This window comes from Pseudomonas neustonica, from assembly GCF_003797945.1.
Taxonomy (GTDB): domain Bacteria; phylum Pseudomonadota; class Gammaproteobacteria; order Pseudomonadales; family Pseudomonadaceae; genus Halopseudomonas; species Halopseudomonas neustonica.
This window is the reverse complement of sequence record NZ_RKKU01000006.1, coordinates 34,198-50,468: the sequence shown is the minus strand read 5'-3', so window position 1 is coordinate 50,468 and position 16,271 is coordinate 34,198. Positions and strand designations below refer to the sequence as shown.

Genomic DNA, 16,271 nt, shown 5'->3' with positions numbered 1-16,271 from the left:
AATCCTGTCTGAACGGGCGTGTAGCGCAGAGCTTTGCGGAAGGGGGCGCGATTGTGCTGCCTGAGCGAAGCGAGTGTATGAGTGCCCCGACAGGTTGAACGACGCTGCTAAGCTGCAGGGCCGAGCAGTGGTTGTCAGCGGTGGCGGATAAGCACTGGTCAGCAGGCGAAAACGGAAATGCGATCAACAAGGCATTAGGTGGTTGCTGCTAGCGCGCTCAGACGTCGGGGTAGAGCGAGTCAATACCGCCTTCTTTGAGCTCTTCGGCCTCGCGTTGACGGGCTTGGGTCACTTTACGTACGGCGCGCCATAGTGGCTTACCGCGCCAGGCATCATCGCTCTGCCCGAACAGGCAGGTGTTCAGCTCATCCAGCGCATCGGCCAGAACCGGATACGCGAGACTGAGGGCAATAAGATCACTTTTCTGCTGTCTGGCCCAGTGATCCAGCGCCTTGCGTGCTTCTGCAGGCTCGTTTTGACGGCAGGCTACCTGCAGGTCGGCCAGCGGGTTGCCGGCAGCGTCGGCGTCCAGGTGATGAGGGTCTTCGGGTAGTTCGTCTAAGCTGCTCAGTTCACTATGTAACTGACGTAAACGGTAGATACAGACGACGAGTGCGGCGAGCAGCAGGGCACAGGCAAGCTGCCACGGCCACAGTAGCGGCGCGGGTAGGGCGCTTACACTGCGCTCGTTTAGGGTGCTGCTGATATTCTGATTGTTGATTATGTTCAGACTGACGGCCGAGAGGCTGGCCTCTTCGAGGCTGTCGGTATTGGTATTCCACCAGGGCACACGCACTTCCGGCACGCTAACCTGGCCGGTATTGCGCGCAACCAGGGCGGCACTTTCCTGCCTCAGGCCAAGAATGCCATTGGCGGAGAGCTGGTTCTCCAGCTGGGGTTGGTCATTGTACTGGCGCAGCTCTTCGGACTGTTCGTCGGGTAGCCGGCCCAGTTCCGGTAATTGGCTGGCTGTCAGGCCATCGGCTTGAATCGAGAGAGTACGCGTCAGTGGTTCGCCGCGCAGCAGGTCCTGGCCCGGATCGGGCTGCCAGTTCTGGCTCAGTCGCACTTGTTTGGCGGGGAGCCAAAGTGCGCCGGAAGGGTAGTTATCAGGAATGGGTTTGACCTGCAGTTGCAGGCTTGGCGAACGTAATTGTGCGATACGGGCACTGCGCAGGCTATTGGGATCTGACGGGGTGCGCGGCGATTGCACTGTGGCGCTGAACAGCTGCGAGGGTATCTCCAGCGGTCCGCTTTGCTGCGGAAACAGGGCGTAACGCACTTCAATGACACCGTGCAATACGCCATTGATGGTGCGCTCGTAGTTACGTGGTGCGCCGAGCCGCTCGACCTTGGCGTTCGCGACGGCCAGGCCACTCAGATCGGAATCGTCATACAGGGAGACAGAGTGGTAAATGCGCAGGGTCAGCAAAACTTGCGCCTGTACATAGGGCGTTTGGGTATCTACCTCGCTGTCTATAAAGACTGGCGCCAGCTTGTCTGCGTTATCGTCGGCAGCCTGTGCCTGGGTGAGCACCCGCAAAGTGATAGGGTCGCTGCTATCCGGGCCTAGAAACAACGGCGGTATGACGACGAAGCCGGTACGCTTGGGTTGCAGCCCGATCACCCAGCGATTGACCCATTGCTTGCGGCCCTCCAGCTCACTCATCAAGCTCAATTGGTGACTCTGTGTCACCTTGAAGTGCTCGTAAAGTGGCGTGAGGTCGGGTGTGCTCGATGTACTGATGGCGTTACTTTCCAGCGTCAGTTCCAGGCTTTCATTTTCGACCAGTTGGGTACGGTCGACACTGGCCTGCATTGCCGCCTGGCACAGGCCGGTCAAGGCTAATAGACAGAGTGTCAGTAGCAGTCGCATCATCGAGGACGTCCATCGGGTTGTTGCAGGTGTTGATAAAGGAACTTACGGCGCAGCAATTCAGATGGGTTGTCGGGTATATCGCGCAGCCATTGCTGCAGCGCTTGCTGCTGTTCGGCATTGTAGCCTGTGCTGATTGAAGATGCGCTAGTGCCGCCCTCTGCGGGAGCGCTATCGAGCAGGCTTTCATCATCCTGGCTTTCATCATCTTCGCTAGCTGCCGGATTTTGCGCCATCAGGCCATCTGGCGTGGTGCCCGGTGTTGTTTCAGCATTGGCGCTCGTATTCTGATCTGCTGTGGCGCTATTACCGGCGCTGGCTGACTGTTCGCTGCCGGCTTTTGGCGTATCGTTTTCAGTCGTCACAGCTTGCTCTGAAGTGGTGGTATTGGCCGCGTCGTCAGATTGCTGCTGGCTCTCGTCGCTCGCGCCAGGTTGTTCTTGCTCCTTTCCTTGCTCTTGCTGTTCAGCCTTTTCCAGCTCGGCCAGATAGGCCTCAACGCGTTTGCGGTTATGTCGCGCGGCAGTGTGCTCTGGAGCCCTGATCAGGGCTTGCTCGAATGCGTTTAACGCCGCTTGATATTGTGCGTCTAGTGCCAGCGCAGTGCCTTGCGCAAAATGATATTCAGGGTTGTCAGGCTCGGCGGCGGCCAAGGCGCCGTAAGCGCTGCTGGCCGCCGCATAATCACCGGCCTGCAAGTGTGCCCAGGCTTGCCACTGCGGATCTTCAAAGCGCTGTGCGGCAGCGGCCGGATTACCTTCGGCCATTAGTTTCGCCGCTTGCTGGTCAGGGCGTTGCCATAGATCTTGCCAGCCCATTGCCGAGGCTGGCGGCGGCAGCCAGAGTGCGATCAGCAGGAGTGCTAACCAGCCGCGTCTGGCACCGATGGCGGCCAGTGGCAACAGCAATAACAGCAGCCAGTGGCCTTGATCGAGCCATTGACGCTGTGACTGCTCTGCTACCTGATCGCTTGCGGGCGTATCTGCCAGCAGAGCGTTGAGGTCTTGATCATCCCATGTGAGGCTGGCGTATTCGCCGCCGTGGCGATGGGCGAAGTGGCTAAGGGCCCTTTCGTCGAGTTGTGGCAACAGAATGCGACCCTGCTCGTCGCGCATGAAGCCACCTTCGGCAATTGGTACCGGTGCGCCATCGGCTGTACCTATCCCCAGGACGCGCAGGCGCGGGCCCAAGTCCTGGGTGACGACATCAGCGAGACTTTGTTCGCTGTCGTTCAGGCCATTGGTTAATAGAAGGACCTGTGCGCTGCTGGGGGGGAGGTCACGCACTAGCTGCTGAGCCAGCGCTAGCGCCTGATCAGCCTGCTGCCCGCGCACTGGCATGATATCCGGGTGCAGAGCGCCCAGGAGGTTCAGCAGCGTGCTGTGATCATGGGTGAGCGGGGCGACCAGATGTGCGCTGCCGGCGTAAGCGATCAGGGCGACACGTTTTTCCGGAAAGTTGCGCATGACGTCCTGCACCTTGCGGCGAGCTTGATCAAGCCGGTTTGGAGCAAGGTCAGTTGAAAGCATGCTGCGCGATACCTGAAGTACGACCACCAGTGCGCCCTGATCGCTGCGCTCTATGCCGTCATCCGACTCCCATGCCGGACCGGATAGCGCCAATAGCGCTAGCGTCCAGCACAGGCCCAGTAGCAGGTAGCGTCCTACGTAGCGCCGGCCTTGCTGCTGTTGCAGCAAGGCTTTGCGCAAGTTGGCTGGCAGCAGTGCTTCCCAGCCTGAGTGTTTCTGCATATGCCGGAACAGATACCAGCACAGGAACAGGTTGGGCAGTAGCGCGAGTAGCCACCAGGGGCGGCTAAAGCTGAAGGGCAGCAGATCAAGTAACACGGCGCTGCCTCCGTACCTGTTGCAAAGCCATCACAAGGCTGATTAACCAGGCAGCAGCAAGTGGCCAGGGGTAAAGCGGAATACTTTCATGGCTAGGCCGACCGGCGCGGAGACTGGGCTCCAATTCGTCAAGCCGTGCGTAGATAGACTCCAGACTGGCGCTATCACGGGCACGGAAATAAAGGCCTCCGGTGATCTCGGCTATCTTGCGCAGGGTGGTTTCATCGAGATCGATAGAGGGGTCAACATCACCATTGAGGACGCTTTGCAAACCATCCTGCTGCATGCTGTCAGCGCCTACGCCGATAGTGAAAATACGGATACCTTGCTCGGCAGCCAGCCGTGCAGCCTGGATTGGCGCTATTTCGCCGGCGGTATTCGCACCATCGGTTATCAGCAGCATTACCCGGCTTGAGGCGGGCTGCTGGATCAGACGCTTGATGCCCAGGCCAATGGCATCGCCGATGGCTGTATCGCGCCCGGTGAGGCCAACAAAGGCCTCCTCCAGCCACTGCGCGACACTGTCGAGGTCATAGGTTAACGGGGCTTGTACATAGGCGTTGCTGCCGAACAAAATCAATCCAATACGGTCGCCGCGACGGCCTTCTATAAAGGTGCCAAGCCAATGCTTCACCAGTGTGAGTCGGTCGACCTTGCGCTCATCCAGTTGCATGTCGTGTATCTCCATACTGGCAGACAGGTCAACCGCAACCATCATGTCACGTCCGCTAATGCTCGGTGCCAGAGGAGCTCCAAGCAACTGTGGCCTGGCTGCTGCGCACAGCATCAAAACCCATATAAGCAACAGCGGCCATTGCATAGAGTTCGATCTGCGATCCGCATTGGTACTTTGCAGTTGGCTCAATCGACGTAGAAAACTAACGTGTAGCGCGCTTGCCGGACGTCTGCTAGCGGGCAACAACCAACGCATCAGCCAGGGCAGCGGCAGCAATAAAAAAGCGGCGGGCCAGTACAGTTCAAACATGGTTATGCCTTACCCAGCGCAATAGCTCACGCTGCAGCGCCAGGCGCTCGCCGGAACTCATGTCATTGCCGGGCTGATACAAGCCCGTACCGAGTGGACGCAACAGGTCTGGTCGCGGTTTTGGGTAGCCCTGGCACAGGTAGTCCACCCACTCAGGGCCAAACAGTCTGGTAGCATCCTGCTCGCCACGACTTTTAAGCTGTCGCTTCAACTGGGTGTTGAGTGCCGCCAACCACGCCTGATCGGAGAGGTTATCCGGTACCTCCCAGATGATTCGCTGAGCGCGCATGCGTTGCCTGTAGCGTCGTCGCAGGCCAAGCCAGAGCAATGGCAGAGCAATCAGCAGTAATACCAGTAGCACCATGAGTGCTATCCAGCCGGGTGCCGGTGGCCACCAGGGTATGGGAGGCGGTGCCGCTGGCTGGATCAAGGCGTCCTGTAGCGGACTGCTCACTTGGTTTCCCCGCGTGGATGTCCGGAGAGCGTGTCGCGCATCTGTTCGTGAGCGGCGAACCGCGTATCCAAAGGTATCAGGCTGCAGCGAAGGCGGCGGGCCAGTCTTAGCCAGCTCTGCTGCTGTTGCTGAAATTGCTCAGCGTAAGCCTCGCGTACGCCCGGTTCGAGGGTGTTGATGGTGATACGCTCCTCGCCCTGGACAAAGTCGAGAGGTCCAAACAGCGGCAGGCTACTGTCGAGAGGATCGAGAACCGGCAGCAAGACCATATCGTTGTGCCCGGCCAGAGGAACCAATAGGCTCTGGTTCAGACCATCTATCGCGCTGTGATCGCAGATAATATAAAGAATGCTGCCTGGACGAATAATTTCACGGCTATGGCGCAGGGCAAGGTTCAGCGGTTCCGATTCGTCGTCTGGATCCGCTTGCAGGCCTGGTTGTAACTGGTGGTTGGCTTGGATTAACAAGTGCAGTAATTGCAGTAGTGCCTTGCGGTCGCGCCGGGGGCGCACCTCATGACAAGAGCCCGGGCTATAGACCATGCCACCCACACGGTCGTGGTGCGATAGCGCCGTCCACGCAATCAGTGCGCTGGTTTCGGCAGCCAGCACTGACTTGAAGCAGCGTTGGCTGCCGAAGAACAGACGGGGGCTTTGCTCGCTTATGACAAAAACCGGACGCTCCCGCTCTTCATTGAATACTTTAGTGTGGACCTTTTGCGTTCGCGCTGTCACGCGCCAGTCGATATTGCGGATGTCATCGCCGGGCTGATAGGCACGTACCTGATCAAAATCGACACCACGTCCACGCAAGCGCGAGCTTTGCTGTCCACTTTGCCGCCCGTTGCGCACCGGACGGTTGAACAAGGGCAGCTTATTGCAGTGCCGACGAGTCGCCAGCAGCGCCTCCAGGCTGGTATAGATGGCAGGGTCCAGGCTAGCAGGCATGGATCAAACCACCGGTACTGAGTCGATCAACAGGTTGATGGCTTGGTCGGTGTCGATACCAGCGGCTTCAGCCTCGAAACTAAGCATGATGCGGTGGCGCAGCACGTCATGCACTATGGCTTGCACGTCTTCTGGACTGACAAAGTCGCGCCCCGCTAGCCAGGCATGGGCCCGTGCGCAACGATCCATTGCAATGGTTCCGCGCGGACTGGCGCCCATGGCCAGCCATTCAGCCAGTTGCGGGTTGTACTGGTCGGGCCGGCGAGTTGCCATGATCAGCTGGATCAGATATTCCTCCACGGCGTCCGCCATGAACATATCAAGCACTTCCTGTCTTGCCGCCAGAATGCTTGCCTGGCTGATTTTGCTGGAGATGACTGGCTCATCACCCCGCGCTTCGCCCCGCGCCAGCTGGAGGATTTGTCGTTCCAGTGCGGCATCCGGAAAACCGATGCGCACATGCATCAGGAAACGGTCCAGCTGTGCCTCCGGCAGTGGGTAGGTGCCTTCCTGTTCGATGGGATTCTGTGTGGCCATGACCATAAACAGCTCGGGGAGCGGATAGGTCTCGCGGCCAACGCTCACCTGACGCTCAGCCATGGCTTCGAGCAGCGCCGACTGCACCTTGGCGGGTGCGCGGTTGATCTCGTCTGCCAGTACCAGATGATGGAAGATAGGACCTTGCTGGAAGCTGAAGGTGGCGGTCTCGGGGCGGTACACCTCGGTGCCGGTAATGTCGGCGGGCAACAGATCAGGGGTGAACTGGATGCGATGAAACTCCGCTTCTATACCTTCTGAAAGCGCTTTGATGGCTTTGGTCTTGGCCAGACCGGGCGCGCCCTCGACTAACACATGTCCGCCTGCTAGCAGGCTGATCAGCATGCGATCGATCAAATGTTCCTGTCCGAAGATGTGTTGCCCAAGAAAGGCTTTTAGCTGCAGCAGTGAGTCGCGGTGAGTCATTGGGATTTTTAGTGTCCTGTTCTTCTTGACCAGCGTCAGTGTACGTCACTTTACCGAAATGCATTTGGTCTAGACTATGCCTGAGACAAGAATAATTCAGGCCCGCCGGTTCAAGCCCCACAAGGGCGAGCGAGGCGACCGAATGCAGGTTCGCAGTCCACACCCACGGCGCAACATCAGGAGGTAGGCAGCATGGCATTGATCATGGCCAGCACCAAGCAGGGCTTTATCGAAACACTGCAGGAGCGGTTGGTAGCCCTTGTGCAGACAAAGGATCGGGAGGCCATTCGCTTATTCTGTCGGTACTTTTATGGTATCGCCTCGCTGGAAGAGCTCAGCGCGCGCCAGGATAACGATTTGCTAGGTTGCACCCTCTCCAGTTGGCGCGCCCTGCAGCACTTCGAGGGTGGCGAGATGAAAGTAAAGGTGTTCAATCCCGACACGCAGCAGGATGGCTGGCAGAGCACGCATACGGTCGTCGAGGTGCTGCATCGAGACCTGCCATTCCTGGTTGATTCGGTACGCATGGAATTGACCCGTCAGGGCTATGCCATCCACACGCTGCAGAACAGCATCATGACGACGCAGCGCGATGACCAGGGTAATCTGCAGGCGCTGCTGGAAACGGGTAGCCAGGGGGCGGACGTACGCACCGAGTCATTGATGTACATTGAAATCGATCGCTGCACTACCTCGGCAGATTTGCGCGCCCTGCAGAACGGGTTGAAAGAGGCCTTGAGTCATGTGCGCGTGACGGTTCGCGACTTTCCGGCGATGCAGAAGCAGGTTGAAACGCTTATTGGCGGCCTCAAAAAGCGCAGCGGCCAGTATTTCTCCAGCGAAGAGCGTACGGAAACCATCGCCTTTTTGCAGTGGCTGCTACAAAACCATTTTACCTTTCTGGGCTATGAGTGCTTTGCGATCAATGAGGGTTTGCCGCAGCAACGCCTCGGCTTGATTGAAGGCAAAAGCCTGGGGGCGCTGGCCATGGAGCCGCGTGATGAAGGGCTCGATGGTTTGCCCGTTGAGGTAATTGAATATCTTCAGGCGCCGTTATTGCTGTCTTTCGCCAAGGCGTCGCGATTGAGTCGAGTACACCGTCCGGCCTATCCCGACTACGTCTCCCTGCGTGAAGTCGATGCCGACGGCAAGGTGCTGCTTGAACACCGATTCATGGGGTTATATACCTCGCGAGTATATTCTGATCTGGTCGATAATATTCCGCATGTGCGTCGTAAAGTAGCGCATGTGCGCGAAGTTTCCGGCTTTATTCCACAGAGCCACCTGGCCAAAGAGCTGGAGCAGGTGCTGCAGGTGTTGCCGCGCGATGACCTGTTCCAGTCATCAGTAGAGCAACTGGCTGATACTGCGATCAGCATAGTGCAGATGCAGGAGCGTAATCAGATCCGCGTGTTCCTGCGCTCTGGCAACTATGGTCGTTTTTATTACTGCCTGGCTTTCGTTCCGCGCGATGTCTATTCCACCGATATTCGGTTGACTATTCAGTCGGTATTGATGGAGCGCCTGCAAGCGACCGAGAGTGAGTTCTGGACTTATTTCTCCGAGTCCATTCTGGCCCGCACCCAATTCATAATGCGGGTTGACCCCACCAAGACGCTGGACATAGACCCCGTGAAAATAGAACAGGAAGTCGTGCGCGCATGCCGCAACTGGAATGATGAGTTCCGTGATCGTCTGCTGGAAAGCATGGGCGAGGCGCGCGCCACTGACGTGCTGGCGCACTTGGGTGAGGGCTTCCCGGCTGGCTACAGTGATCGCTTTCCGCCGGCTACCGGGGTGGTTGATTTACAGACCATGTTGGGGCTCACGGCTGAGCAGCCACTGGCCATGAGTTTTTATCAACCGCTGGAGCAGAAGCCAGGTGTATTGCATTGCAAGCTCTATCACCTAAGCGATCCGCTGCCCTTGTCGGACGTAATCCCCATTCTGGAAAATCTGGGGTTACGGGTATTGGGTGAGTTTCCCTTTCATATCGCACAGGACAGTGGGCCAAGCTTCTGGATCCATGATTTTGAGTTTACCTTTGCGGCCAATGCCAGCCTGGATATCCACGAAGCCAATGACTTGTTCCGTGAAGCCTTTGCGGCAATCTGGGCGGGGCATGCAGAGAACGATGCATTCAACCGTCTGGTCCTGCTGGCGAGTCTGCCCTGGCGTGATGTATCACTGCTGCGCGCCTATGCGCGCTATCTCAAGCAGATCCGTCTGGGTTTTGAATTACCTTACATTGCCAGCACTCTGATTGCGCATGCCGATATTTCGCGCGAACTGGTGCGACTGTTCCGCACCCGTTTTTATCTGGCTCGCAAGCTGTCTCCTGCCGATCTGGAGGAGATGCAGCATAAATTGGAGCAGGCGATTCTCAATGCCCTGGACAACGTGGCAGTGCTTAATGAAGATCGCATCCTGCGGCGCTACCTCGACCTGATCAAGGCAACGCTGCGCACCAACTATTATCAGCCGGATGCGGAGGGTGAGACCAAGGACTATTTGAGCCTGAAGTTTGATCCCTCGGCGATCCCCGAGTTGCCATTGCCACGGCCGATGTTTGAGGTGTTCGTGTACTCACCCAGGGTAGAAGGGGTGCATCTGCGTGGCGGTAAAGTTGCCCGTGGTGGTCTACGCTGGTCCGACCGGGAAGAAGACTATCGTACCGAGGTGCTGGGCCTGGTCAAAGCGCAGCAAGTGAAGAACGCGGTTATTGTGCCGGTCGGCGCCAAGGGCGGTTTCGTACCACGGCGGCTACCGGTGGGCGGCTCACGGGATGAAGTGCAACAGGAGGCAATTGCCTGTTACAAGATGTTCATCCAGGGCCTGCTCGATCTGACCGATAACTTGGTCGATGGTGAGGTCGTGCCGCCCGTTAACGTGGTGCGTCATGACGCAGACGACCCCTACCTGGTGGTTGCCGCGGACAAGGGCACTGCGACCTTCTCCGATATCGCCAATGGCATTGCTGCGGGCTACGGTTTCTGGCTGGGGGACGCTTTTGCCTCCGGTGGCTCTGCTGGCTACGACCACAAGAAGATGGGCATTACCGCTAAAGGTGCCTGGGTCTCGGTACAGCGTCACTTCCGCGAGCTGGGCGTCAATGTGCAGACCGATCCGATTACGGTTATCGGTGTGGGCGATATGGCGGGCGATGTCTTCGGTAACGGTATGCTGTTGTCGCGTCAGCTGAAGCTGGTCGCCGCCTTTAACCATCAACACATTTTTATCGACCCCAATCCGGACACTGAGAGCAGCTTTGTGGAACGTCAGCGGTTGTTTGATCTGCCGCGCTCAAGCTGGGCCGACTATGACGCCAGCCTGATTTCTCAGGGTGGCGGTCTCTTTGCCCGCAGTCTCAAGCAGATCACGCTGACGCCGCAGATGCGGGAGCTGTTCGACATCAAGGCCGAGAAGCTGACGCCGACCGAGCTGATTCATCAGTTGCTCAAAGCGCCGGTCGACCTGATCTGGAATGGCGGCATCGGCACCTACGTCAAAGGTAGCAGTGAGACGCACGCCGATGTAGGCGACAAGGCCAACGATACCCTGCGCGTTAATGGCCGTGATCTGCGCTGCCGCGTAGTAGGTGAGGGCGGTAATCTGGGTATGACGCAGCTGGGCCGTATCGAATTCTGTCTCAATGGTGGCGCCGTCAATACCGACTTTATCGATAATGCGGGTGGGGTTGACTGCTCTGACCATGAAGTCAACATCAAGATTCTGCTTAACGAGGTTGTGGCCAGCCAGGACATGACGGCCAAGCAACGCAACAAGTTGCTCGCCAGCATGACCGACTCGGTTTCCGAGTTGGTACTGGGGAACAACTACAAGCAGACCCAGGCGATCAGTCTGGCTCAGCGCCAGGCCAGCCAGACCATGGGTGAATATCAGCGCTTTATTAGCGCAATGGAAAGCAGCGGCAAGCTTAATCGGGCATTGGAGTTTATTCCTGATGATGAGCAGATGGCCGAGCGCAAGGCGAGCGGCAAAGGGCTGACACGTGCCGAGCTATCGGTGCTGATTTCCTACTCGAAAGCTGATTTGAAAGAGGCGCTGGTGGCGTCCGACGTACCAGAGGACGAATATCTGGCGACTGAGCTGGAGACGGCATTCCCCACTGTGCTGTTGAAGAAGTATCAGCAGGCGCTTCTCGGCCACCGGCTGCGCCGCGAGATTATTTCGACGCAGCTGGCAAATAACCTGGTCAATCATATGGGGATCACCTTCCTGCGTCGTCTGGAGCAGTCTACCGGTGCCTCGCCGAGCAATATCGCCCGCGCCTATATCGTTGCCCGCGATGTTTTTCATCTACAGGAGCACTTTGCCGGTATAGAACAGCTGGATTATCAGATTCCGGCCGATGTGCAGCTGGAACTGATGGACGAGCTGATGCGCTTGGGGCGTCGGGCGACGCGCTGGTTTATTCGCAATCGTCGTACCGAGCTGTTGCCTGAGCGTGAAGTATCACATTTCGCTCCTTGCGTTCAGGCCCTGTCTGAGCGCTTCGACCAGTTGCTGGGGGGGGATATCAGAAGGCTGTGGGACGAGCGATATCAGCACTATGCTGATAACGCCGTGCCCGAAGGTATTGCGCGGGTTGTGGCTGGCACCGGCCACGCCTATACGCTGCTGGGCATTGTAGAAGCGGCTGATACCACCGGCCAGAGCCCGGAGCGCGTGGCGCAGGTGTTCTTTGCCATTGGCAGCCAGTTGCAGTTGCCCTGGTTCAATCAACAGGTGTCCAATCTGGTCGTGGATAACCACTGGCAGGCGCTGGCACGCGAGAGCTATCGTGATGATCTCGACTGGCAGGCAAGAACCATGACGGTCGCGGCCTTGCAAAGTGCGGATGAGTCGGTGCCGGTAGAGGAGCTGGTCGACGCCTGGATGGAGCAGAATCAGCAAATGGTCTCGCGCTGGCAGGTCATGCTGGGCGAGTTGAAGAGCGCAGGTGCTGGTGATTATCCGATGGTTGCCGTTGCCATGCGCGAGTTGCTCGATTTGGCTCAGGCTGCGCGGTTAAACGTGCGGGGAGAGCCATGCAGCAGCTGATTATCGATCTGGCGTTACCCGCGGAGCGCTATCTGGCCTGGTATCAGGGGCGCGCCGAGCGGGTTGTTATGTACAGCAGAGATGGGCGCCGGGTTAGTCTCCCGGCGCACCACCTGCGCCCCTTTCTGACCCATGGTGGCGTGCATGGCAGTTTTTTGCTGAGCTTCACTGATGAAGGGAAACTACTCAATCTGGAGCGCTTGTCTGTCTGACAGCCAGATAGCTGCCTGTGGCTGCTGAATCCCCAGGCATAACCCTTTATACTCTGCAGCCTGATTTCACAGCCCAGGCCCGCCGCTTATGTACGACCTGCTCCGTTCGTTGATGTTCAAACTGCCCGCCGAGACCTCGCACGATCTTGCTCTCGACATGATTGGTGCTGCCGGTCGCCTGCGTCTGGCTGACAAGCTGGTACGTCCGGTACCGGCCCAGCCGGTCGAGGTGATGGGGCTGACGTTTGATAATCCGGTCGGCCTGGCGGCCGGGCTGGATAAAAACGCGATAGCTGTCGATGGTCTGGCGGCTATGGGGTTTGGTTTTGTCGAGGTGGGTACCGTGACGCCAAGGCCCCAGCCGGGTAACCCAAAGCCGCGCCTGTTCCGTCTCGCCGAGCACGAGGCCATCATCAATCGCTTTGGTTTTAATAATCTCGGTGTGGATGCCATGTTGGATCGCTTGGCGGCGACCAGGTACCGAGGTGTGTTGGGTGTGAATATTGGCAAGAACGCAGTAACGCCGGTTGAGAATGCGGTGGACGATTATCTCTACTGCATGCGCAAGGTATACAGCTGCGCCAGTTACATCACGGTTAACCTGTCGTCTCCTAATACCCCTGGCTTGCGCACGCTGCAGTACGGCGACGCCTTGAAGCAGCTGCTGGCGCAGATAAAGACCTGCCAATTGGAGCTTAGTGATCAGCAGGGACGGTACGTGCCCATCGCGATCAAGATTGCACCGGATATGACCCCCGAAGAAGTCCAGCTGGTTGCTGGGACCTTGCTTGAGCAAGGCATGGATGCGGTTATCGCAACCAATACCACGCTGGATCGTACGGCCGTAGCCGACTCGCCTTTCGCTGATGAGTCTGGTGGTTTGTCGGGCGCGCCGCTGACTGACGTATCGACTGAGGTCGTGCGTCTGTTGGCAGGGGAACTTAAGGGGCGTATGCCCATTATCGGTGTGGGTGGCATCTTCAGTGGCGCTGACGCCGCAGACAAGATGGCTGCTGGCGCTAGTCTGGTTCAGTTGTATAGCGGGTTCATTTACCGAGGCCCGGTGCTAGTGCGTGAGTGCGCAGAAGCGATAGCCACAATGCCGGGCAGGGGCTGATTCAGTATGTGCAAGAGGGGGAGAATAGTTGGCCCCCGCAAGCGGGGGCCGGGTGGGCCTTCGCGAGGCCCGACGCTCTGGGTGAGCGCCTTGGGGAAAAATGAAATAACCGAGGGATTAGCCTACGGCGTGCATCTCGTTTAATCGGTGTACACCGGAGATGCCGGTGTAACCGGCCCAATGGTCCGCACGACCTTCACGCCAACCATTGATCCAATTTTGTCTGGCACTGGCACTATTGAAAGGGCAACTGTCTTGAGATTTGCCATGTACTCCATTCTGGTAACCGCGCAAAAATGCTCGTTCCATCGGATCACGCTTGAGTCTTCTCATAGGTTTGAGTCCTCGTTGGTTATGACATACCAGACGGCTATTGCCGTTCAGGAAGTTGTGCGAACCAGTGACTGGTTGCACCGAAAGGAAGCCAGCTAATATGTAGAAAAGGGCTGACTACCGAATCCGTACTGCTGATTAAGTCATACCTTGTTGTACCCTAATGGAGGTGCCTCCTCCAAAGAACGAATTGGCATACCACGGCCGCTATTTAGCTGCCGTTGAAATATAAACGTCATCCATTTCCGGAAATCAAAGACATGCGCGAGACCCTTGAATTTTTTGTTACCTGTCCGAAAGGCGTGGAGGGGCTGCTGCGTGACGAAGTGCTCGCTTTGGGCGCTGATTCTGCCCGTGAAACCGTTACCGGTATCGAGGTCCAGGGCGATATGGAACTGGCCTACCGCATTTGTTTGTGGTCGCGGTTGGCTAACCGCGTGCTCATGGTAATGGATCGTTTCCCTGCTGAAAGCGCGCAGGATATGTATGACGGCATCAGCAAGATCAACTGGGCTGAGCATCTGCGTGCTGACGGCAGTCTGGCGATCGATTTCACCGGCAGCCTGCCCGGCATCGACAACACCCACTTTGGCGCGCTCAAGGTCAAGGATGCGATTGTTGATCAATTGCGTCAGGCTGACGGTACTCGCCCGAGTGTCGAGAAGGTGCAACCCGATCTGCGTATCAATGTGCACTGCCGCCGTAGTGAGGTGCAGGTCGCGCTCGACTTGTCTGGCGTCAGTCTGCACCAGCGCGGTTATCGCTTGCAGCAAGGCGCTGCACCACTCAAAGAGAACCTCGCGGCAGCTATTCTGATTCGTAGCGGTTGGCCAAAGCTGGCAGAAGAGGGTGCCGCCTTGGCGGATCCTATGTGTGGTTCGGGTACTTTCCTGGTTGAGGCCGCGCTAATGGCGGCTGACGTCGCCCCTAACCTGCAGCGCGAGCGCTGGGGCTTCAGTCGCTGGCTGAAGCACGTGCCGGCCATGTGGGAGCGGCTGATGAACGAGGCAAAATATCGCGCTGAAAAGGGTCTGGCCAAGCCGCCAGTATGGATTCGTGGCTATGAGGCTGATCCGCGTCTGTTGCAGCCGGTGCGTAATAACATCCAGCGCGCTGGCGTGACCGAGTGGGTCAAGGTATACCAAGGGGAGCTGGCCACCTTTGCCCCCAGTCCGGATCGCGGGCAACTGGGTCTTATCGTCTGCAACCCGCCCTATGGTGAGCGCCTGGGTGACACGGCGAGTCTGGTTTACCTGTATCAGAAGCTGGGTGAAGTGCTGCGTGAAAAGTGTATTGGCTGGCAGGCGGCGATCTTCACCGGTAACCAGGACCTGGGCAAGCGTATGGGTATTCGCAGCCATAAACAGTACAACCTGTTTAACGGTGCGCTACCGTGCAAGCTGCTGCTGATGGATCTGGCGCCGGAGCGATTTATCACCAAGGCACCGGTGCAGCAGGCGGACAAGAGCGGCCATGCCGGCGGTGAAAACGTGCCAGTTGCTACTGCACGGCTCAGTGAATCGGCGCAGATGTTTGCCAATCGCCTGAAAAAGAACCTGAAGCTACTTGGCAAATGGGCTCGCCAACAGGATATCGAGTGCTATCGTCTGTACGACGCCGATATGCCGGAGTTCGCCGTAGCGGTCGATATCTACGCCGACTGGGTGCATGTGCAGGAATACGCAGCGCCCGCGACCATCAGTGAGGATAAAGCGCAGGCGCGGCTGCAGGACGTGATGGCTGCCATCCCGCAGGTGTTGGGCATCCCGGATAGTCAGGTGGTGCTCAAGCAGCGTCAGCGCCAGGCCGGCAAGCAGCAGTATCAGCGCATGGCTCAGCGTGGCGAGTTTCTTACGGTGCATGAAGGCCAGGTACGTATGCTGGTTAACCTGACCGACTATCTCGATACGGGACTGTTCCTCGATCACCGCCCCATCCGCCTGCGCATTGCGCAGGAGTCGCGCGGCAAGCGCTTTCTGAATCTGTTCTGTTATACCGCCACCGCCAGTGTGCATGCGGCGGCTGGCGGCGCGCGTTCGACTACCAGCGTTGACTTGTCCAAGACCTACCTTGATTGGGCGCGGCGCAACCTATCCCTGAATGGCCTGTCTGACCTGCACAAGCTGGAGCGGGCTGATGTGATGGAGTGGCTTGCACAGGATCAGCAGAGCTACGATTTGATCTTTATTGACCCGCCAACTTTTTCCAACTCCAAGCGCCTCGATGACATATTCGATGTGCAGCGTGACCATCCGCGGTTGCTCGAGTTGGCGATGGCGCGCCTGGCACCGGGCGGGGTGATCTACTTTTCCAATAATTTCCGTCGCTTCCGCATGGCCGAAAGCGTTGAGACGGCTTATCAGGTTGAGGATATTTCAGCACAGACGCTGGATAAGGATTTTCAGCGTAACACGCGGATTCACAAGACCTGGCGGATCAGCCGCAAAGCATGAGACCCGTGCTGTGAGGTTAT

11 protein-coding genes are annotated in these 16,271 nt (G+C 57.8%); 4 read left to right on the top strand and 7 right to left on the bottom strand.

Annotated features, from left to right (window positions below):
* Positions 1-217: 217 nt before the first annotated feature.
* The 6 genes from EF096_RS07180 to EF096_RS07155 all read right to left on the bottom strand — a co-directional run bounded on the left by EF096_RS07180 (position 218) and on the right by EF096_RS07155 (position 7,072).
* A complete protein-coding gene (locus EF096_RS07180; protein ID WP_123888952.1) occupies positions 218-1,879 on the bottom strand; it encodes a BatD family protein in 1,662 nt (553 codons plus the stop codon).
* Entirely contained in the window at positions 1,876-3,723 is a 1,848-nt protein-coding gene (locus tag EF096_RS07175) for a vWA domain-containing protein (RefSeq protein WP_123888951.1), read from the bottom strand. The genes EF096_RS07180 and EF096_RS07175 overlap by 4 nt, the downstream gene beginning before the upstream one ends.
* Positions 3,713-4,441 (bottom strand): VWA domain-containing protein, encoded by a 729-nt coding sequence (locus EF096_RS07170; protein ID WP_235869655.1) that lies wholly within the window; start codon positions 4,439-4,441, stop codon positions 3,713-3,715. The genes EF096_RS07175 and EF096_RS07170 overlap by 11 nt, the downstream gene beginning before the upstream one ends.
* A 259-nt stretch (positions 4,442-4,700) precedes the next feature.
* Complete coding sequence (locus EF096_RS07165; RefSeq protein ID WP_158611244.1) at positions 4,701-5,162, bottom strand: DUF4381 family protein; 462 nt, start codon at positions 5,160-5,162, stop codon at positions 4,701-4,703.
* A complete protein-coding gene (locus EF096_RS07160; protein ID WP_123888948.1) occupies positions 5,159-6,109 on the bottom strand; it encodes a DUF58 domain-containing protein in 951 nt (316 codons plus the stop codon). Before EF096_RS07160 ends, EF096_RS07165 begins: the two co-directional genes overlap by 4 nt.
* A gap of 3 nt (positions 6,110-6,112) precedes the next feature.
* On the bottom strand, positions 6,113-7,072 hold the full coding sequence (locus EF096_RS07155) for an AAA family ATPase (protein ID WP_123888947.1): 960 nt from the start codon (positions 7,070-7,072) through the stop codon (positions 6,113-6,115).
* 192 nt (positions 7,073-7,264) lie between these two features.
* On the opposite strand from EF096_RS07155, the gene EF096_RS07150 reads away from it, so the two are divergent.
* The 3 genes from EF096_RS07150 (at position 7,265) to EF096_RS07140 (ending at position 13,465) form a co-directional block, all read left to right on the top strand.
* On the top strand, positions 7,265-12,136 hold the full coding sequence (locus tag EF096_RS07150; protein WP_123888946.1) for an NAD-glutamate dehydrogenase: 4,872 nt from the start codon (positions 7,265-7,267) through the stop codon (positions 12,134-12,136).
* On the top strand, positions 12,124-12,348 hold the full coding sequence (locus EF096_RS07145; RefSeq protein WP_123888945.1) for a DUF2835 domain-containing protein: 225 nt from the start codon (positions 12,124-12,126) through the stop codon (positions 12,346-12,348). The genes EF096_RS07150 and EF096_RS07145 overlap by 13 nt, the downstream gene beginning before the upstream one ends.
* A gap of 88 nt (positions 12,349-12,436) precedes the next feature.
* Positions 12,437-13,465 carry a quinone-dependent dihydroorotate dehydrogenase gene (locus EF096_RS07140; RefSeq protein ID WP_123888944.1) on the top strand — a complete coding sequence of 343 codons (1,029 nt, stop codon included), beginning with the start codon at positions 12,437-12,439 and terminating at the stop codon, positions 13,463-13,465.
* A gap of 117 nt (positions 13,466-13,582) precedes the next feature.
* Here the strand turns inward: EF096_RS07140 and rmf are convergent, their stop codons facing one another.
* On the bottom strand, positions 13,583-13,798 hold the full coding sequence (rmf, locus tag EF096_RS07135; protein WP_092284106.1) for a ribosome modulation factor: 216 nt from the start codon (positions 13,796-13,798) through the stop codon (positions 13,583-13,585).
* A gap of 260 nt (positions 13,799-14,058) precedes the next feature.
* Between rmf and rlmKL the strand changes: the two genes are divergently transcribed.
* Complete coding sequence (gene rlmKL / locus EF096_RS07130) at positions 14,059-16,251, top strand: bifunctional 23S rRNA (guanine(2069)-N(7))-methyltransferase RlmK/23S rRNA (guanine(2445)-N(2))-methyltransferase RlmL (RefSeq protein WP_123888943.1); 2,193 nt, start codon at positions 14,059-14,061, stop codon at positions 16,249-16,251.
* The last annotated feature ends 20 nt before the right edge of the window (positions 16,252-16,271 follow it).